This window comes from Streptomyces sp. NPDC090022, from assembly GCF_044748145.1.
Classification (GTDB): Bacteria; Actinomycetota; Actinomycetes; order Streptomycetales; family Streptomycetaceae; genus Streptomyces.
The window spans coordinates 1-18477 of record NZ_JBIVFN010000019.1 but is presented as its reverse complement, the minus strand read 5'-3'; the positions used below and the strand labels follow the sequence as shown (position 1 = coordinate 18477).

General features: G+C 72.7%; 15 protein-coding genes and 1 pseudogene. 3 read left to right on the top strand and 13 right to left on the bottom strand.

The features are described from left to right. Nucleotides 1–22: 22 nt before the first annotated feature. Nucleotides 23–1777: an ABC transporter substrate-binding protein gene (locus ACIPXB_RS27180; protein ID WP_401454020.1), complete on the bottom strand. Its 1755-nt coding sequence runs from the start codon at nucleotides 1775–1777 to the stop codon at nucleotides 23–25. Nucleotides 1778–2013: 236 nt separating this feature from the next. Between ACIPXB_RS27180 and ACIPXB_RS27175 the strand changes: the two genes are divergently transcribed. Continuing rightward, nucleotides 2014–2979 (top strand): SDR family NAD(P)-dependent oxidoreductase, encoded by a 966-nt coding sequence (locus ACIPXB_RS27175; RefSeq protein WP_401454019.1) that lies wholly within the window; start codon nucleotides 2014–2016, stop codon nucleotides 2977–2979. 58 nt (nucleotides 2980–3037) lie between these two features. Continuing rightward, on the top strand, nucleotides 3038–3925 hold the full coding sequence (locus tag ACIPXB_RS27170; RefSeq protein ID WP_401454018.1) for a helix-turn-helix transcriptional regulator: 888 nt from the start codon (nucleotides 3038–3040) through the stop codon (nucleotides 3923–3925). A gap of 110 nt (nucleotides 3926–4035) precedes the next feature. Here ACIPXB_RS27170 and ACIPXB_RS27165 read toward each other — a convergent pair whose 3' ends face one another. From ACIPXB_RS27165 to ACIPXB_RS27125, 9 genes are all read right to left on the bottom strand, one after another. Further along, on the bottom strand, nucleotides 4036–4749 hold the full coding sequence (locus ACIPXB_RS27165) for a GntR family transcriptional regulator (RefSeq protein ID WP_401454017.1): 714 nt from the start codon (nucleotides 4747–4749) through the stop codon (nucleotides 4036–4038). A gap of 68 nt (nucleotides 4750–4817) precedes the next feature. Then, nucleotides 4818–5768, bottom strand: a complete 951-nt coding sequence (locus ACIPXB_RS27160; RefSeq protein WP_401454016.1) for an ornithine cyclodeaminase family protein — start codon at nucleotides 5766–5768, stop codon at nucleotides 4818–4820. Next, on the bottom strand, nucleotides 5765–6802 hold the full coding sequence (locus tag ACIPXB_RS27155) for a proline racemase family protein (protein WP_401454015.1): 1038 nt from the start codon (nucleotides 6800–6802) through the stop codon (nucleotides 5765–5767). Before ACIPXB_RS27155 ends, ACIPXB_RS27160 begins: the two co-directional genes overlap by 4 nt. Beyond that, nucleotides 6799–7803 (bottom strand): proline racemase family protein, encoded by a 1005-nt coding sequence (locus tag ACIPXB_RS27150; RefSeq protein ID WP_401454014.1) that lies wholly within the window; start codon nucleotides 7801–7803, stop codon nucleotides 6799–6801. Before ACIPXB_RS27150 ends, ACIPXB_RS27155 begins: the two co-directional genes overlap by 4 nt. A 102-nt stretch (nucleotides 7804–7905) precedes the next feature. Beyond that, nucleotides 7906–8829 (bottom strand): dihydrodipicolinate synthase family protein, encoded by a 924-nt coding sequence (locus ACIPXB_RS27145; protein ID WP_401454013.1) that lies wholly within the window; start codon nucleotides 8827–8829, stop codon nucleotides 7906–7908. 187 nt (nucleotides 8830–9016) lie between these two features. Further along, nucleotides 9017–10555: an NAD(P)/FAD-dependent oxidoreductase gene (locus ACIPXB_RS27140; protein ID WP_401454012.1), complete on the bottom strand. Its 1539-nt coding sequence runs from the start codon at nucleotides 10553–10555 to the stop codon at nucleotides 9017–9019. Further along, nucleotides 10536–10886, bottom strand: a complete 351-nt coding sequence (locus ACIPXB_RS27135) for a (2Fe-2S)-binding protein (protein WP_401454011.1) — start codon at nucleotides 10884–10886, stop codon at nucleotides 10536–10538. Before ACIPXB_RS27135 ends, ACIPXB_RS27140 begins: the two co-directional genes overlap by 20 nt. Then, nucleotides 10883–12130 carry an NAD(P)/FAD-dependent oxidoreductase gene (locus ACIPXB_RS27130; RefSeq protein ID WP_401454010.1) on the bottom strand — a complete coding sequence of 416 codons (1248 nt, stop codon included), beginning with the start codon at nucleotides 12128–12130 and terminating at the stop codon, nucleotides 10883–10885. Before ACIPXB_RS27130 ends, ACIPXB_RS27135 begins: the two co-directional genes overlap by 4 nt. Before the next feature lie 152 nt (nucleotides 12131–12282). Continuing rightward, nucleotides 12283–14679 (bottom strand): collagenase, encoded by a 2397-nt coding sequence (locus ACIPXB_RS27125; protein WP_401454009.1) that lies wholly within the window; start codon nucleotides 14677–14679, stop codon nucleotides 12283–12285. A gap of 231 nt (nucleotides 14680–14910) precedes the next feature. Between ACIPXB_RS27125 and ACIPXB_RS27120 the strand changes: the two genes are divergently transcribed. Next, nucleotides 14911–16281: an aminopeptidase P family protein gene (locus ACIPXB_RS27120; protein WP_401454008.1), complete on the top strand. Its 1371-nt coding sequence runs from the start codon at nucleotides 14911–14913 to the stop codon at nucleotides 16279–16281. A gap of 248 nt (nucleotides 16282–16529) precedes the next feature. Here ACIPXB_RS27120 and ACIPXB_RS27115 read toward each other — a convergent pair whose 3' ends face one another. The 3 genes and pseudogenes from ACIPXB_RS27115 to ACIPXB_RS27105 all read right to left on the bottom strand — a co-directional run. After that, nucleotides 16530–16862: a hypothetical protein gene (locus tag ACIPXB_RS27115; protein WP_401454007.1), complete on the bottom strand. Its 333-nt coding sequence runs from the start codon at nucleotides 16860–16862 to the stop codon at nucleotides 16530–16532. A gap of 386 nt (nucleotides 16863–17248) precedes the next feature. After that, entirely contained in the window at nucleotides 17249–17614 is a 366-nt protein-coding gene (locus ACIPXB_RS27110) for a hypothetical protein (RefSeq protein WP_401454006.1), read from the bottom strand. Between the two features lie 125 nt (nucleotides 17615–17739). Further along, nucleotides 17740–18477 (bottom strand): annotated as a pseudogene (locus tag ACIPXB_RS27105) (transcriptional regulator); the annotation flags it as partial.

Below are 18477 nucleotides of genomic sequence, written 5' to 3'. Positions count from 1 at the left end.
ACGGGTTGGGCCTCGTCCGCTCTCAGCCCTGGCCCTGGCTCTTGGCCGGGTCCTTGAGGCCGACGGTGGCGTAGTCGATGGCGCCGGTCCACACGGGGTGGCCGAAGGCGCCCGCGATGTTGGTACCGACGAGGAGGGGCTTGCGCTCCAGCAGGACCGGGATGGACGGGGCCTTCTTCATGATCTCGGCGTCGAGGTCGATCCAGGCCTGGCTCGCCTGCTTGGCGTCGGACATGGCGTTGATCTCGTCGATCCGCTTCTGCACGGCCTCGTCGCGGAACTGGCTGTAGTTGCCCTGGTTGCCCTTCTCCTTGATGGTCCGTCCGTCGAAGACGAACGGGATCCAGGTGGAGCCGGAGGGGTAGTCCGGGCACCAGCCGGTGAACGTCATGTCCGGGGTGGTGGACAGGTCGCCGATGGAGTCGTAGTAGGCACCCGGGTCGATGGTGTCGATGACGACCTCGACGCCCGCGCGGGCCAGGCCGTGCTGGATGGCCTCGGCGCGGCCCTTGTCGCCGGTGGAGACGGCGAGGGAGACCTTGAGGCTCTCCTTGCCGGCGGCCTTGAGGAGTTCCTTGGCCTTGGCGGGGTCGCCGGCCGGGGCGGTCTTCAGGGTGTCGGCCTGCTTGCCGCCGGTGAGAGCGGGCGGCAGGTAGGCGGTGGCGACCTCGTTGAGGGCCGGGCCGCCGGCGGCGGTGATGACGGCTTCCTTGTCGAGGGCGTAGTGCATGGCCTCGCGGACCTTGGGGTCGTCGAAGGGGGCCCGGGAGTTGTTCAGGTGCAGCATCGTGGTGCAGCCCTGGGACTCGGCGAGCAGGCGCGCCTTGACGTCGGGCTTGGGCAGCACCTTGGGGGCGCTCTCCGGGCGCATGTTGGAGTACTCCACGGAGGAGGCGTCGGCGCCCTCGCTGGCGATGATCCGGTCGTCGATCTGGACCCCCTTGAGGCCCATGACGACCACGAACCGGTCAGGGTAGGCCTTGCGGACGGTGTCCGTCTTCGGGTCCCAGTGCTCGTTGCGGACCAGGACCAGCTTCTTGTCGCGGTCGTAGGTCTCGATCTTGTAGGGGCCGGAGGAGAAGGGGCGGGCGTCGTACTGGGTGCCCTTCTCCTGGGACTGCGGGACCGGCGCGAAGGTGGGCAGGGTGGCGGTCGCGGAGAACTCGGCGACGGGGCGCTTGAGTTCGAACACGATGGTGCGGTCGTCGGGGGTCTTGACGGAGTCGAGGTGCTTGCCCTGGAGGGGGCCCTTGTAGCCCTCGGTGCCGGCCAGGTACTGGGCGGCGTAGTCGGGGCCGCCGGTGAGGTCGGGGGCGAAGGAGCGCTCGACGTTGTACTTGATGTCCTGGGCCTTGATGGGCGTGCCGTCCTCGTACTTCACGCCCTCCTTGAGGGTGAAGGTCCAGGTGCGGCCCTCGTTGGAGGGGGTGCCGAGGTCAGTGGCGAGGTCGGGGACCAGCTCGCTGCCTGCGGCACCCGGCTCGGCCTTGAAGGTCACCAGGGTGCGGTAGAGCAGCCGGGTACCGAAGTCCATGGCCGGCATGGTCCAGTTGCGGGCCGGGTCGAGGTGGGAGAAGTCCTGGTTGGACAGGACGGTGAGGGTGCCGCCCTTGACCGGGGTCCCGCCGAGGATCTTGCCGTCGTTGGCGGCGGCCGGATTGGCGGCGCCCGCCCCGCCGCCCGCGCCCTTGGTGGTGCCGCCGGAGCAACCCGTGACGCCGAGTCCGAGTGCGGCCACCAGGGCGGTGGCGAGGGCGAGTTGGGTGCGCTTGTTCATGGTCACTCCAGGGAAGGGCGGCACTCTGCGATGTGACCGGTAACATAGTAATGTGAAATTGCACTGACAAGGGGTCGGGCTCCCTGTTATCCAGCCGTGTCCAAAACGGGGGCGGGCGGGGTGAGTTGGGGGCCGTGGGGGGCGGGCAGCGGGGGCGGGTCGCGAGGGTGGCCCTCGTGGACCCAGGGTCACGGCGGGCCTGGCCGGGCCGGCGGGACCCGGGCGAGGCTACGGGCATGACGAACCACCACACCACCGAAGTCACCGAAGCCACCACCACGGCCGCCCGAGTCACCACCACGGCCGCCCGAGTCACCACCACGGCCGCCGCAGTCACCACCACGGCCACTGAAGCCACCGCGACCGCCGAAACCACCGCCACCACCACCGAGTTCCGCGACCGCGTCGTCCTGATCACCGGAGGGACCAGCGGTATGGGTCTGGCCACGGCCGGCCGGCTGCTGGAGGCCGGCGCGCACGTCGTGGTCACCGGCCGCGACGACGCCCGCCTCCAGCGGGCGGCCGACCGGCTGAAGGCCGCCTCCGACGGCGGCGAACGGCTGCTCACCGTACGGGCCGACGCCGCTTCCGTCGCCGACCTCGACCGTCTGACCAGCGTGATCGGCGAACGCCACGGGCGGCTCGACGGGGTCTTCGCCAACGCCGGCGTCGGGGTCTTCCAGCGCGCGGCCGAGGTCAGCGAGGCGGACTTCGACCACGTCATCGGCGTGAACTTCAAGGGCGTCTTCTTCACCGTGCAGAAGTCCCTGCCGCTGCTCGCCGCCGGAGGTGCCGGAGCCGCGGGAGGTGCCGGAGGTTCGGTGGTCATCAACGCCTCGTGGACCCTGCACCGCGGCATGGCCCACGCGCCGGTGTACGCGGCGAGCAAGGCCGCCGTCCACAACCTCACCCGTACGCTGGGCAGCGACCTCGCGGAGCGCGGCATCCGGATCAACTCGGTGAGCCCCGGCTACATCGTCACCGAGATGTTCCACGCCAACATCCCCGACGTCGGCGCGCACGAGGCGATCCGGGCCGAGGTCCCGCTGGGGCGGCTGGGCGAGGCCGAGGACGTCGCCGAGACCGTGGCCTTCCTCCTCTCGCCGCGCTCCTCGTACATCACCGGCCAGGACATCGCGGTCGACGGCGGGCTGGTGACCGTCATCCCGGCCGTCCCGTGGACCCCGGTCGCGGCCGCGTGACGCTGCCTGGTCCTGGCAGGGCCAGGCAGCACCCCGCCCCGTCGGCCAGAATCGGGGCATGCCCGCCTCCACGAGCCTGAGCGATTTCCTGCGCACCCGCCGCGCCCGCCTGCACCCGCAGGACATCGGCCTGCCCGACTACGGCGGCCGGCGGCGCGTCAGCGGTCTGCGCCGCGAGGAGGTCGCCCAGCTCGCCGGGGTCAGCGTCGACTACTACACCCGTATGGAACAGGGCCGCGTCCCCCACCCGTCGGACTCCGTGCTCGACGCGCTCGCCCGCGCCCTGCGGCTGACCGAGGACGAGCGGACGCACCTGCGCCACCTGGCCGGGCCGCGGCGCACCGTCCGGCCCGCGGCCGGGCGGGCGCCGGCCCCGCCCCAGCGGGTGCGGCCGATGCTGCGGCGGCTGCTCGACGAACTGCGGGACGTGCCCGCGGTGGTGATGGGGCGGCGGATGGACATCCTGGCCTGGAACGCCGCCGCCGGTGCCCTGTTCGGCGACTACGGCGCCCTGGCTCCCGCCGAGCGCAACATCGCCCGGATCACCTTCCTCGACCCCGCCTCCCGCGCGCTGTTCGGGGACTGGGAGGGATGCGCGCGAGAGAACGTCGCCTACCTGCACCTGGAGGCGGGGCGGCATCCCGACGATCCGCGGCTCGCGCAGCTGATCGGCGAGCTGTCGCTGCGCAGCGAGCGGTTCCGCACCTGGTGGGCGCAGCACCCGGTGCAGGACAAGACCTCGGGCACCAAGCTGTACCACCATCCGGTGGTCGGTGACCTGGAGCTCTCCTACGAGACCCTGCGCGCCGCCGACGACACCGAGCAGGCCCTGATCACGTACGCCGCCGAGCCGGGCACCCCGTCGCACGACGCGCTGCGGATGCTGCTGGCCTGGGAGGCTCCGGCCGCCACCGCACCGGCGGCGGCCGGCGGAGGGGGCCGCTGAGGGCGGCGGCCCGCGGGCGGCTGCCGCAACCCGCCACCGCGAGCCCGCAACCCGCCACCGCGAGCCCGCAACCCGCCACCGCGAGCCCGCTACCCGCTACCGCGATCCGGCTACCGCAGCCCGCTGCCCAGGCCGCCCTCGGTGCGACCCACCGGTTCGTCGCGGCCCTGGGCCCACAGCGAGCGCACGTGGCCGAGGTGGCGGAGCATGCAGGCCTCCGCCGCCTCGGCGTCACCGGCGATCATCAGGTCCAGGAGCTCCAGGTGCTCCTCGGCGGAGGAGACGAGCTTGCCGGCCTCGTCCAGGCCCGTCAGTCCGTACAGCCGCGACCGCTTGCGCAGGTCGCCGACCGTCTCCACCAGCCGCTCGTTGCCCGCCAGACCCAGCAGGGTGAGGTGGAAGCGGCGGTCGGCCTCCAGGTAGCCGATGAGGTTGTGCTCGCGGGCGCTGGTGACGATCTCCTCGGCGATGGGCCGCAGCTCCTCCAGCTGCGCGGCCGTGGCGAGCCGGGTGACCCGGCCGATCATCGGCACCTCGATCAGCGTGCGCAGCTCGGTGTACTGGTCCAGGTCGCGCTCGCTGACCTCGGTGATCCGGAAGCCCTTGTTGCGCACCGGTTCGACCAGGCCCTCGCGGGCCAGGTCGAGCATGGCCTCGCGCACGGGGGTGGCCGAGACGCCGAGCTCGGCCGCCAGGCCCGGTGCCGAGTAGACGTTGCCGGGGCGCAGTTCGCCCGCTATCAGGGCGGCACGGAGGGCATGACCGACCTGGTCGCGAAGCCTTTCCTGGGCCTTGATGAGACTGTGCTGCTTCAGGTCGCCCATCGCATGTCCTCCGAAGATCCCCCAGCTACCGCTGGGCGGTGCCCCCAGCAGAGGAACAGCGTACAATGTCACGTTGCGCTGTTCTCCCCGGCCGCCGCGTACACCGCCACCGCCACCGCAAGATCCTCCCAGGCCATGCCCACACTCTTGAAGAGCTGTGGACAACTTCCCGGTTGTGGAGGACGCACCCGGCCGGTCACCAGATCGGCCAGCGTCCCGGTGATGTGACCGGGCCCGATCGCCCCCTCCGCCTCCGGCACCAGCAGGTCCCCGGCCTCGCGCAGCGCCGCCGCCCGCGACTCGACGTACACGGCCGCCCGCCGTACCAGCGCCGTGTCGGTCTCGCGGGCGTCCGGCTCGTGCGAGCCGACCGCGACGACCGTCGCGCCCGCCGGCACCAGCCGCCCGTCGAAGAGCGGCTCGCGCGCGGTCGTGCAGCACACGATCAGGTCGGCCCCGGCCACGTCCGCGGCCGTACCCGTCCGGGCGGGGACGCCCAGCGTACGGGCGTGGTCGGCCAGCTTCCCGGCCCCGAACGGGTTGCGCGCGACGACCAGGACCTCCGCCAACGGGCGCACCGCGAGCACCGCTTCGAGGTGCCCGTACGCCTGCGGCCCCGACCCGAACAGCACCAGCCGCAGCGGCCGCCCGGCCGGCGCCAGGTACCGCAGGGCGAGCGCGGATACCGCCGGGGTGCGCAGCGCGGTCAGCGCGGCGCCGTCCAGCAGGGCCAGCGGCCGCAGGGACGAGCCGTCCAGCAGCAGGTAGGACCCGGTGATCCGGGGCAGCCCGCGCGCGGCGTTGCCCGGCGCGACCCCGGCGATCTTCACGCCCGCGTACGCCCCCGTCGCGGCCGGCATCAGCAGCAGCTCGCCGCCGGGCACGGCCACGGAGGTGCGCTGCGGGCAGGCCTCCGGGTCGAGGCCCGCCAGCAGGACGTCGGCCAGCGCGTCGGCGGCACCCGCCGGGCCGAGGAGCCGCAGGACGTCCCCCTCGCCCAGCTGCGGCAGCGCGGTCACAGCTGGAACCCGGCGCCCAGGGCGTCGTAGGGGTCCACGACGAAGGCGTGCTCGCCGGTCCGGTACGCGGTGCCGGTGACCTCGGTGACCCCGCCGGCCAGAATCCGCCCGGTGAAGACGGAGCCCACCACCGACTCGTGGAGCAGGTCCTCGCCGCCGCCGAGCCGGCCGTCCTCCGCGAGCAGGGCCAGCCGCGCGGAGGTGCCCGATCCGCAGGGCGAACGGTCGATCTGCCCGTCGGCGAACACGGTCACGTTGCGCTGGTGCGGTCCGAAGGGGGTGTCGGGCAGTTCCTCGTAGAGGATCACCCCGTACACCCCGGACAGCAGCGGGCTGTCGGGGTGCCAGGTTCCGGGGTGGGGGGCGAGCGCCGCACGGATCTCCCGGCCGGCCCGGGTCAGCGCGGGCAGCGCGGCGCGCGTGACCTCCAGGCCGAGGTCACGGGCGGCGACCGAGGCGTAGCAGGCGCCCGCGTGGGCGAGGTCCACCTCGGCGACGCCGGACGACGTGGCGACCGGCACCTTGCGGGCGCTCACGCGGGCGGGGACGTTGCGGAAGGTGATGCCGGTGGTGCGGCCGCCGGCGCGGTGGACGGTCGCGGTGACCCGCCCCGACGGCACGTCGACGCGCACCTGGACCTCGCCGTCGTCGGGGGCCGCGACCCGGCCGGTGTCCACCGCCCACGCCCCGAGCGCCATCGTGCCGTGCCCGCACGCGGTGGAGTAGCCGTCCTTGTGCCAGAACAGCGCCCCGAAGTGGGCGCCGTCGTCGTCGGGCGGCACCACGAAGGCGCCGTACATCCCGGCGTGCCCGCGCGGCTCCTGCACCAGCAGCCGCCGTACGTCGTCCAGCCCGCCCCGGCGCGGCGCGGTGCCCGAGCCGCCCGGGCCGATGACGGTGGCGCAGCGCTCGGCCACGGTGTCCCCGGGTACCGGCGGCAGCCCGGGAGCCGTGGCGTCGACGATCCGGAAGGGCTCGCCGGCGGTGTGGTAGTCGGTGGTGCGGACGGTACGGATGGTGGGGATGGTGCTCACAGCAGGAACCCTCCGGGGAAGGGGTCGGACGGGTCGAGGAAGTACTGTGCCGTGCCGGTGATCCAGGCCCGCCCGGTGACGGTGGGCACGACGGCGGGCCGGCCGCCGACGGTGGTCTCCTCGACCAGCCGGCCGGTGAACTCGGTGCCGATGAAGGACTCGTTGACGAAGTCCCGGCCCACGGGGAGCAGGCCGCGGGCGTGCAGCTGGGCCATGCGCGCGCTGGTGCCCGTACCGCACGGGGAACGGTCGAACCAGCCCGGGTGGATGGCCATGGCGTGGCGCGAGCGGGTGGCGTCGGAGCCGGGGGCGGCCAGGTAGACGTGCTTGACGCCGGCGATGGAGGGGTTCTCGGGGTGGACGGGCCGGTCGGGGCCGGCGTTGACGGCGTCCATGACGGCCAGCCCGGCCGCGAGGAGGTCGTCCTTCCGAGCCCGGTCGAAGGGCAGCCCGAGGGCGTCGAGGTCGACGAAGGCGTAGAAGTTGCCGCCGTAGGCGAGGTCGTAGGTGACCGTGCCGTACCCGGGGACGTCGGCCTTCAGATCGAGCCCGACGCAGAAGGACGGCACGTTGGTGAGGGTGACCGACCGGGCCTCGCCGTCCTCGACCCGGACGTCCACGCTCACCAGCCCGGCCGGGGTGTCGAGGCGGACGGTGGTGACCGGCTCGACGGCGGGCACCATGCCCGTCTCCACCAGGACGGTGGCCACCCCGATGGTCCCGTGCCCGCACATCGGCAGCAGCCCCGACACCTCGATGTAGAGCACGCCGAAGTCGGCGTCGGGGCGGGTGGGCGGCTGGAGGATCGCGCCGCTCATGGCCGAGTGGCCGCGCGGCTCGTACATGAGCAGCGTACGGACGTGGTCCATGTGCTCGATGAAGTGCAGCCGCTTCTCGGCCATGGTGGCGCCGGGGATCACCCCGACTCCCCCGGTGATCACCCGGGTCGGCATGCCCTCGGTGTGGGAGTCGACGGCGTGGTAGACGTGACGGGTGCGCATGGGGATCCCCCTGTCGGCTGTGCGTGGACGGGACGGTCGGTCGGGTACGGGTCGGTGCGGGTCCGTGCAGGTCGGTGCGGGCCGGTCGCGCCGGAGCGGCCCCTAGTTGTGGCCCTCGGCCAGGGCCTTCTCGGTCGCGGCACGGACGGCGGCCTCGGTCTCCCCGGTGAGCGGGAAGCGCGGCGGCCGGGTGGCCCCGCCCGGACGGCCCGCCAGGTCCATGGACAGCTTGATGGCCTGGACGAACTCGGTCTTGGAGTCCCAGCGGAGCAGGCTGTGCAGGGACTTGTAGAGCGGCAGGGCGGTGGCGAGGTCACCGGCGACGGCGGCCCGGTAGAGCGTGGCGCAGGAGTTCGGCAGGGCGTTGGGGTAGCCGGCGATCCAGCCGACCGCGCCGGCGAGGGCGAGTTCGAGCAGGACGTCGTCCGCGCCGATGAGCAGGTCCAGCCCGGGGGCCAGCTCGGCGATCTCGTACGCGCGGCGGACGTCGCCGCTGAACTCCTTGACCGCCACGATGCTGCCGTCGGCGTGCAGCCGCGCCAGCAGGGCGGGGGTCAGGTCGACCTTGGTGTCGATGGGGTTGTTGTACGCGACCACCGGCAGGCCCGCCCGCGCCACCTCGGCGTAGTGGGCGCGTACGGCGTCCTCGTCGGCCCGGAAGGCGTTGGGCGGCAGCAGCAGGACGGAACCGGCGCCCGCCTCGGCGGCCTGCTCGGCCCAGCGGCGGGCCTCGGCGCTGCCGTAGGCGGCGACGCCCGGCATGACGCGGTCGCCGTCCCCGCCGGCCGCTTCGACGGCGGTGCGCACGACGCGGGCGCGCTCCTCGTCGGTGAGGGTCTGGTACTCGCCGAGGGAGCCGTTGGGGACGACGCCGTCGCAGCCGTTGGCGATCAGCCAGGCCACGTGCTCGGCGTAGGCGTCGTAGTCGACGGAGAGGTCCTCGCGCAGCGGGAGGGCGGTGGCGACCATGATGCCGTGCCAGGGGCGGGTGCGGGGACGGGGCGCGGGGGTGGGCGCGTGGGTCATGGGTGACTCCCTAGTGTGGTGTGTGACATTTTACTAGTGGGTTCGATGTGGCCACAAGGGCTACGTCCGGGCGGATCGAGGGCGGATCGAAGACCAATCGACAGGCGTTCGACGGACATTCGACTGGCGTCGGCCGGGCATGCGCCGGTCGGCCGGGCGAACGTCCGGCCGACGGTCCGGCGGCTGATCAGCCGCCGTCAGCGGGCAGGTCCGCCAGGTGCGCCAGCGGCACCGGGCAGGAGAACGGCCGGCGGTCGGCGGCGGGATCCTGCCCGGTCAGGGCGGCCACTGCCGGACCGCACATCCGGCCCTGGCACCAGCCCATACCGGCGCGCGTGAGGAGTTTGACGGTACGGGCGTCCCGCGCGCCGAGGTCGGCGACCGCCTCCCGGATCCGCCCGGCCGGGACCTCCTCGCACCGGCAGACGTCGGTGTCGTCGTCCAGCCAGCCGATCCAGCCGGGGCCGGGCCGGTGGGCGGCGGCCATGGCGTCGGCGAACCCCCGCAGCCGGGCGCGGCGGCGGCGCAGCCGCGCGGCGCGGCGGTCGTCGGCCGCGGTCGGGGCCGCCGGCGTGGGCGCCGAGGTGGCGGCGGTCGCGGACGGCCGTACGGTGCAGGCGACCGCCAGGGCCGCCAGCTCGCCCTCCACCAGGGCCAGTTGCGCGCCCCCGATGCCGCCGGTCTCACCGGCCGACCAGATGCCGGGTACCGAGGTCGCCTGGTCGTCGTCGAGGACGAGGGCGGCGGTGCCGTCGGCCGAGGTGAAGGTGGCGCAGCCCAGCGAGGTGGCGAGCTCCAGCTGGGGCACCAGCCCGTGCCCGACGGCGACCGCGTCGCAGGGGATCCGGCGTGCGGTGCCCGGGACCGGCCGCCAGTCCTTGTCCAGCCGGGCCACGGTCACCGCCTCGACGCGGGTCCCGCCGTGCGCCTCGGTGACGGCGTGCCGGGTCAGCAGCCGTACGCCGTGCCGCAGCAACGCCCCGCCGTACGTGGCGCCTTCGGCGAGCTTGCCCGGGTTGCGCAGCAGCACCGGCACCCGGCCGGCGTACCCGAGGTACGACGCGCCCTCGACGACGGCGGGCACCGTGGCCCCGGCGGCGGCGAGCGAACCGGCCACGGCCAGCAGCAGCGGCCCGCTCCCGGCGACGACCACGCGCCGGCCGGGCAGCACCAGCCCGCCCTTGAGCATCGCCTGCGCGCCGCCGGCGCCGATCACCCCGGGCAACGTCCAGCCGGGGAAGGGCAGCTGGCGCTCGTACGCCCCGGTGGCCAGGAGCACGGCGCGCGCCCGGACGCGGGCGGCGGTGTCGTCGGGGCCGACGGCGTGCAGCAGCCAGCCGTGGGGATCGTTCCCGGCCGGTTCGGCAGGGAGCAGCGTCCAGACGTGGCGGCCGGGCAGGTAGTCGATCCGGCCGGCCGCGATGTGCGCCCGCAGGGCCGCCTCGCGGCGCGCGAACGCGGACCAGTCGTGGTGCAGCGCCTCGGGGCGGGCGGCGCCCAGGGCGGGGTCCGGGTGGCGGTAGTACTGCCCGCCGGGCCGTGTTCCCGCGTCCAGGAGCGTGACGCGCAGGCCGAGTCCGGCCGCGGTGACGGCGGCCGCGAGCCCGGCCGGACCGGCGCCGACGACGGCCAGATCCGCGAGGCCGGTGGGGTCGGTGGGATCAGCGGGTCCAGTGGGATGCACGCGGTCCGCCGGCGGTTCGGGCTCAGACGGCGAGCTCGGCATGGCCGGTCCCTTCCTGGGTGGTGACGGTGTCCCCCGCCCGCGCCGGGACGAGGCAGGCGCGCTGGTTGGGGCGGCCGTTGACGGTGACCAGGCAGTCGTAGCAGCTGCCGATCCCGCAGAACACGCCGCGCAGAGCGGCCCCGTCGCGGGTGGTGCGCCAGGACAGGATCCCGGCGCCCCACAGGGCGGCGGCGATGCTCTGGCCCGCGAGCGCGGGGATCTCTTGGCCGTCGAACTCGATCGCGTACGCCGCCTGCGCGGCGCCGCCGACCAGCGCGCGCGGGGTGCGCGACGTACCCGTGCCGCCGGCCGGTTCGGTGGGGCGGTTCATGGGGCGGCCTCCTTCGGGGCGGCGGGACCGGCGGGACCGGCGGGATCGGCGGGATCGACCGGATCGTGGAAGTCCCCCTGCCCGTCACCGTCGCCGAAACGGTCCGGCCGGAACGGTTCCGGGTCCAGGGCGGGGGCGGTGCCCGCGAGCGCGGCCGCGATCAGCAGGCCCGTGCCCGGGGCGAGTCCGATGCCGGCGCCCTCGTGGCCGCAGGCGTGCAGCAGGCCCGGGACCCGCGGGTCGGGGCCGATCGCCGGGAGATGGTCGGGGAGGTAGGGGCGGAAGCCGTGGTACGTGCGCAGCACGCGGACGTCCGCCAGCACCGGGAACAGCGCGGCCGCCTGCCCGGCGAGGCGGCGCAGGGCCTCGGTGGACAGCGAGCGGTCGAAGCCGACGCGTTCGCGGGTGGCGCCGATGAGCACCGGGCCGGCCGGGGTGCCCTCGACGACGGCCGAGGACTGCAGCGCGGCGGAGCCGCTGGCGACGTCGGCGATGTAGTCGGCGGCGTAGACCTTGTGCCGCACCACGCGCGGCAGGGGTTCGGTGACGAGCACGAAGCCGCGGCGCGGCAGGACGGGCAGGGTGACGCCGGCGAGGCCGGCGACCGTCCCGCCCCAGGTGCCGGCGGCGTTGACGACGGCGGGGGCGAGGAGTTCGCGCCGCGCGGTGCGCACGCCCCGGACCGCGCCGGAGGCGTCGCGCAGGATCGCGGTGACCTCCTCGCCCAGGTGCACGGTGGCACCGGCGGGGGCAGCCGCGGCGGCGGCGAGCAGCCGCGCGGCCGCCTGGGCCGGCTGGACCTGGGCGTCCTGCGGGTAGTGGAACCCGCCCGCGAGACCCCGCGCCAGGTGGGGTTCGAGGTCGTACAGGCCGTCGGCGCTCACCTCGGCCGCCTCGACGCCGGCCGCCCGCTGGCCCTCGGCGAACGTCCGCAGGGCCTTGAGGGTGGTCTCGTCGGGTGCGACGACGAGGCCGCCCTTGGGCTCGTACTCGGTCTCCGGCGGGAGGACGTCGGCCAGTTCGCGCCACAGCCGCGCGGACAGGAGGGCGAGGTCGAGCTCGGGGCCCGCCTCCTTGTCGGAGACGAGCAGGTTGCCCTCCCCGGCGCCGGTGGTGCCACCGGCGACGGGGCCCCGGTCGACGACGGCCACGGAGAGTCCGGCGCGCGCGGCGTAGTACGCGCACGCCGCTCCGACGACGCCGGCGCCGATGATCACGGCGTCCAGAGGGTGTCTGTTGAGCACGGCAGTAATATGTCACATTCTTTAGAGGGTGCCTAGGGTCCGCCGCGCGGAGGCGGCGGACCGGGTGCAGGGGGGCCGATACAGGGGGCCGGCCCCGCCCCCGTTCGCTCATCGGGGCCGGCCCGGTATTGCCGGGTACCGCCTGCCGCCGCTCAGCCGCGCAGCGGGCCCTCGCAGCTGTAGCCGGAGGTGCCGGCCACCTTGTTCGACCAGATCTCTACGGGTCCGAAGCTGCAGTTCATGTCGGCGAGGTTGTTGGAGGCCGCGCCCGCCCGGTCGAGGATGAAGTAGTCGACCGTCTCGCTCATGTCCTTGAAGTTCTGGTCGTCACTGCGCCAGTTCTTCAGGTTGGCGGTGATCCGCCCGGTACAGGTGAAGCGCCGCTTGCCGGGCTCGCCGTTCTCCACGCAGTCGGGGGTGTTGTACGTGGCGGTGGCGAACGAGGACTTCACCGAGGCGAGCGCGGAGTCGCGCAGCTGGTCGACCGGCGTGAAGGTGGTGTTCGGGACGAACAGCTGGTCCACCTTGGCGATCTGCGCGTCGAGGAAGCGGTCGTAGTCGCGCTGGAGGTAGGTGTCGGCGGACAGCCGGTGGCGCCAGGCGTCGTACGCGGCCACGTTGTTGGTGCGCAGGTGCGTGTACATCTCGCGCAGCAGCGAGGGCTTCTCGGTCCACAGGAACTCGAAGAAGGTGCCCGCGTAGCTGTAGAAGCGGAAGCCGTCGCCGTCGTAGGTGGCGTTGAGCACCTGCTCCACCGTCATGCGCGGGCCGCCGCCGGCGGTGTCGTTGATGATGCTCTTGACCAGCGACTTGCGGACGGCGATGCCGTTGTCGCGGGTGGCGCCGTCGAAGAACTCGGCCGTGCCCTCGTCCATGGCCGTGGTGCGGTCGCCCTCGTACCAGGGGCCCTCGCCGAAGAAGCCGGGGACGGCGAAGCGGCCGTTGAGGTAGTGCACGTACTCGTGGCGGAAGAGCTCCTCGAGGGTGAGGGAGGAGTCCTGCGGCACCCGGCGCTGGTAGGTGTAGAAGGTGGCGCCGCGCTCGATGTAGATGCCGCCGTTGTTGGTGCCCATGCCGGTGAGGATGGGGTGGTAGTTCTCGTAGTCGGCACGGGAGGCGTACAGCACGATGTTCAGCGCGGTATTGGGGTCGTCGGCCAGCGGCTGCTCGGTGCCCAGGACCCGGTGGAACTGCGCCTTGACCTGCTTGCTCGCGTAGTAGAGCTGGTCGACGGTGGCCCGGTCGAGGGCGGTGCGGACCTTGATGGCGCCGTTGTCGTAGGTGTAGGTGTGGGGGAAGATCTGCTTCTCGATGTCCTCCTTGCACACCCCGTACGGCTTGCAGGCCTCGTAGAAGTTGAGCCAGGACACCAGCTTCGCCCACGGCTCGCTGCCGTTGCCGAAGGTGGCCTTGACCGGCTCCAGCAGCCCCCCGAGGTCGGCGGCGATCTGGTCCTTGAGCCCCGCGACCTGCCCGAAGCGGGCGTACTCGCTGAGCGCGTCGCGCACCACCCAGGCGTTGCCCGTGCCCTTGAGGTGCGCGTACGACGCGAACGCCTTGAAGGTGGCGCGGTACGCCGGGTCGGCGGCGACCGCGGCGTGGAAGGCGGCGTCCTGGTTGCCCGGGTAGACGCCCAGGTAGTTGACGGAGAGGGCGGCCAGCGCCGCGCCCGCCCAGCCGGCGTCGAGGTGGGTGGCCGGGTGGGCCGGGTCCATGGTGGCCAGGACCTTCGTGATCAGCGGGAGCTGGTGCTGGCGCAGGCCCGGGCCGCTGGCGGCGTAAAGGGCTTCGCGCAGGGTGCTGGCGTTGCTGGGGGTGACGTCGAAGGTGCGGGCGGCGTTGCCGAAGTCGGCGACGGCGCGGCGCATGGCGTCGACGGTCGGGGCGTCGGTGACGTCGATCTCGCCCCGCGAGAAGTCGTGGTACACGACCGCGTGCAGGTAGGTGAACATCTCCTCCAGGTGGGAGGAGTTCTTGCCGTCGTGGGAGGCGGCGAGGCTGGATATCCGGCGGGAGACGGCCTGCACGTGGGCGTCGGACATGACGGGCGCCAGGCGCGCGTCCCAGGTCCAGATCAGCCCGCGCAGACAGCCGTTGGCCAGGACGGCCGGGTCGGCGAGGAAGTCCGCGAACTGCTCGGGTGACAGGCCCGTGATCCCGTCGAGGGTGCAGGGGACGCCGGCGGCCACGGAGCGCGCGACGGGCGCGCCCTGGGCGAGCTTGCGGCTGCTCTCCTTCTCGGCCTGCACGGTGGCCGGGGCCGCGTCCGCCTCGGCGGGGGCGGCGCCGGGCACCTGGCCGGCCGCCTTGCCGGGCGCGGTCCCGCCGGGGGCGAAGGCGGGGGCGGGCAGCATCTCGGGGGCGGAACCGAGGCGGTCGACCTCGTCGAAGGGGTTCTCGCCGTGGGCGTGCTCGGCCTGACTCCCCTGGGTGAAGGTGGCGGGGACCTTCGGGGCGGCCTGGGTGGTGGCCTGCCCGGCGCCGGCGAGGAGGGTCACGGCGATGGCGGAGGCGAGGAGGGAAGATCGTACGGCTCTGCGTGTGGACACCAAAAACTCCTGATTGGGGAGGAAACGTGGGGGTTGGTGCACGAACGGACGGGCGACCCGCCCTGACGGGCGAACCGCCGCCAGGGACGAACCACCCGACGCCACAAGGCATTTGACGGGGATTAACGCGCCGGTGTGTGAGCTGTAACATAGTAATGTGAAATTGCACTGACAAGACCTGTGCACCCACCAGTTCTCGTCCTCCTTCTCGCCCACCCCCGAGGAGCCCCCATGACCGAAGCCCCTGCCCGCCTCCACATCGGCAGCCATGACCTGCCGGTATCCCCCGAGCTGTCCCGCTTCATGGCGGGCGACTGGGCCCCGTCCCCGCTCCCCGCCACCGCGCGGGCCGCCGCGTACGCCGTCACCCCGGCCCGCCGCGACCGCCTCTCGGCCCGCTTCCCCGGTGAGCGCCTGATCGTCCCGGCCGGCGAACTGAAGGTCCGCTCGAACGACTGCGACTACCGCTTCCGCCCGCACAGCGCGTACGCCTGGCTGACCGGGCTCACGGGCGAGGACCAGGTCGGCCACGTCCTGGTGATGGAGCCGAACGGCCCGCACGGCCACGAGGCGGTCCTGTACCTCCGTCCCCGCTCACCGCGCGCGGACGGCAACGAGGAGTTCTACCGCGACCGCCGCTACGGCGAGTTCTGGGTCGGCCGCCGCCCCGACCTCGCCGAGGCCGAACGCCTGACCGGCATCCGCTGCGCCCACCTCGACACGCTCGGCACCCCGCCCGGCCGCAACGCGGCAACCGACCCACAGCTGGCCGCCACCCTCTCGGAACTCCGCCTGATCAAGGACTCGTGGGAGGTCGCCCAGCTCCAACTGGCCGTCGACCACACGGTGGCCGGCTTCGAGGACGTCGTCCGCGCCCTCCCCCGCGCCCTGGCCCACCCGCGCGGCGAACGCTGGATCGAGGGCGTCTTCGGCCTGCGGGCCCGCGCCGAGGGCAACGGCACCGGCTACGACACCATCGCCGCGTCCGGCGCCCACGCCTGCGTCCTGCACTGGATCCGCAACGACGGCCCGCTCGACCCCTCCCACCTCCTCCTCCTGGACGCGGGCGTGGAGACGGACACCCTCTACACGGCCGACATCACCCGCACCCTCCCCCTCTCCGGCCGCTTCTCCCCGGTCCAGCGCCAGGTGTACGAACTGGTCCTGGCCGCCCAGGAGGCCGGCATCGCCGCCCTGCGCCCGGGCGCGAGCTTCCGCGACTTCCACCGGGCGGGCATGCGGGTGATCGCCGAAGGTCTCGCCGAATGGGGCGTCCTGAAACACCCCGAGGGCGACCTGCACCGCCGCTACACCCTGTGCAGCAGCGGCCACATGCTGGGCCTGGACGTCCACGACTGCGCCAAGGCCCGCGCGGAGACGTACCTGGACGGCGTCCTGGAGGAGGGCCAGGTCCTCACGGTCGAGCCGGGCCTCTACCTCCAGCCCGACGACGAAACCCTGCCCCCGGAGCTCCGCGGCATCGGCGTCCGCATCGAGGACGACCTCGTCATCACGGCCACGGGCGCCCACCTGATGTCATCAGCCCTCCCCCGCACCCCGGCAGCGATCGAAACCTGGATGTCCAACCTCCTGGAGCCCTGACCCTTTCCCCTGGCCGGCCCTGACCACCCCCAAGGGCCGGCCACAGGCCCACCCCCACGCCTCCGCGACACGAACAAGCCCCCGCACCTGGGACGTCGACCTCATCGCGATCAAGGAACTCCAGGGCCACGCCCACATCGGCGTCACCGCCGGCGTCCACGCCCACGTCCGAATCCGCCTGCAACGCCAAGCCATCGACGCCTTGGGCGACACTCTCGTCCCCACCGACGATCCGCCCTCCGCAGCCGTCATCCGCTGCCGCTGCCGCTGCGGTCAAACAGCCCAGAATCTTCCCCCGGAAGAACCCGGGGAAAGCTTTTCGGATTTCTTCCATTCGGATACTTCGGGAAGTCATCCATGACAGGCACGCCTTCTTCACGCATACGCCGGACCACTTCAACGTGGAGATCGTCATCATGGATGAGTTCCAAGGATGGGCCAAGGTGGTCATAGATCACTAGCCCGCTATCCCCAGCAGATTCATCAACACTAATGAGCACGTGCCGACCCGTCGGAGTTTCCCAGAGGTAGCTGAGTTCATCCAGACTCATGGAGCGAACGCCCCATCTCTCATCCAACATCCTTCGCACCGTAGGAGCGGAACCGTCCGGCAGGACGACCTGGCTGGAGACCTGCGGTGATCCAGCCTTTCGGAGGGCCGCCAACACATTCAAGTCACCCCGGCTCGCGCATGGGGTCCCGCCAGGATGAGTGTGCGAGATGACGCGCACATCGTCACCGACAGGGACGGTAACAGCCAGTTCCCTACGGAGTAAAGCCAATAGGCCCCACCACCGCCATTACGCCCGGGTCCAGTTCGGTAGACAAGGGCACATTCGATTCCAAGCTCCGCACTCAGTGCTGCCATTTGATCACCACTCAGGCGCCCAGGGCTTTGAACGCCTGCACTACCAGGCAGGTCCGCACTGGCACCTTCAGCAGCTGTCGCATTAGCGCCGCCGCGCCGTCAGGAGCCAGGGTTCTCGAGCGGGGACGGGATGCGGTCGCCGCGTGATTCGGCGACCCGGAGTGCATCGGTCAGGGCTTCGGTCAGCCGGCAGGCGAGCCACCGGTACTCGGCGGCCGAGAGCATCTTCGCTCCGGGAGCCACGACTCCGTGGGCGTACTCCAGGAGTTCCTCGCCCATGTCGAGTTGGACTTCTTCGATGCTGTCGGCGAGGGAGGAGAGGTAGCCCCTGCCGTCGGTGCTGAGGTAGCAGGGGTTTCCGTCCTGAGTAGTCCATGGCAGTAAGCGGGGACCGGTCACACCTGCCGCTGCGTCGTGCAACTCCCTGCAGCGCATGCGGTCCGCGTCGGTCCTGGATGTGCTCATGGTGCACCCCCACCTGGGTAGCCGAATGGAATACGGCGACCGTAGGGGGCTACTGTCCGTCACTCCATCGGCGAGGCATGCCAGTTATCGACGGAGCGTGCCGGAAGTATCGCGTTGCGTGGTAGCTATCCGACGACGCCCAGGTAGTTGGCCATCTCTCGCATCTCCGTTGTGAGGGTGCGCTTGCGCTTGCCCAGGATCTCCTGCATGGTCTCGGCGGCCATGTTCTGGTGCCGCATCCACTCCGGGGCCGCCTCTCGGGCTCGGGTCAGCTCGTCCATGGCGGCCGACAGGTCCCCAGTGCGTGTGTGGGCGCGCGCCATATCGAGGGTGAAGCGGTTCCCGTCGTTCGTACTGGGCTCACCCAGACGCCTCCACGCTTTGGGCGACAGCTCTTCCTGTTCGCCTGCCTTGCGGACCACGGCGCGCGCGTCGCCTACGACCATCGAATCTTCCAGGGCCTTCATCGCCGCTGTGACCGGTCCGAAGACGGACCAGTGCCGTGAGACGTTACGGTGCGACGTGCCAACAGCGGCTGCCGCCACCCGGGCTGCCTTCCGGTACTCCTTGGCCACATCCGGGCGGTTGTTGCGGGCGGCTGCGGCGGCGGCCTCCATCGCCAGACCGCCCCACACCGCGTAGTGGTCCGGCTCGGCCCCAGTGATCTTCGGTTCCACCGCGTCCATGCTCTGAGCGGCGATCCGCTCCGCCTCGTCCAGCCGCCCCTGCCTCACCAGCAGCCAGCACATACCGCCGACGCCGGAACCCGCCGCGAGCATGTCCCCGGCCCGCCGGGCATCCGTGATCGCGCCTGCCAGGGCGGTGTAGGCGATGTCGTACTGCCGGACCTGGGTGAGGTAGGT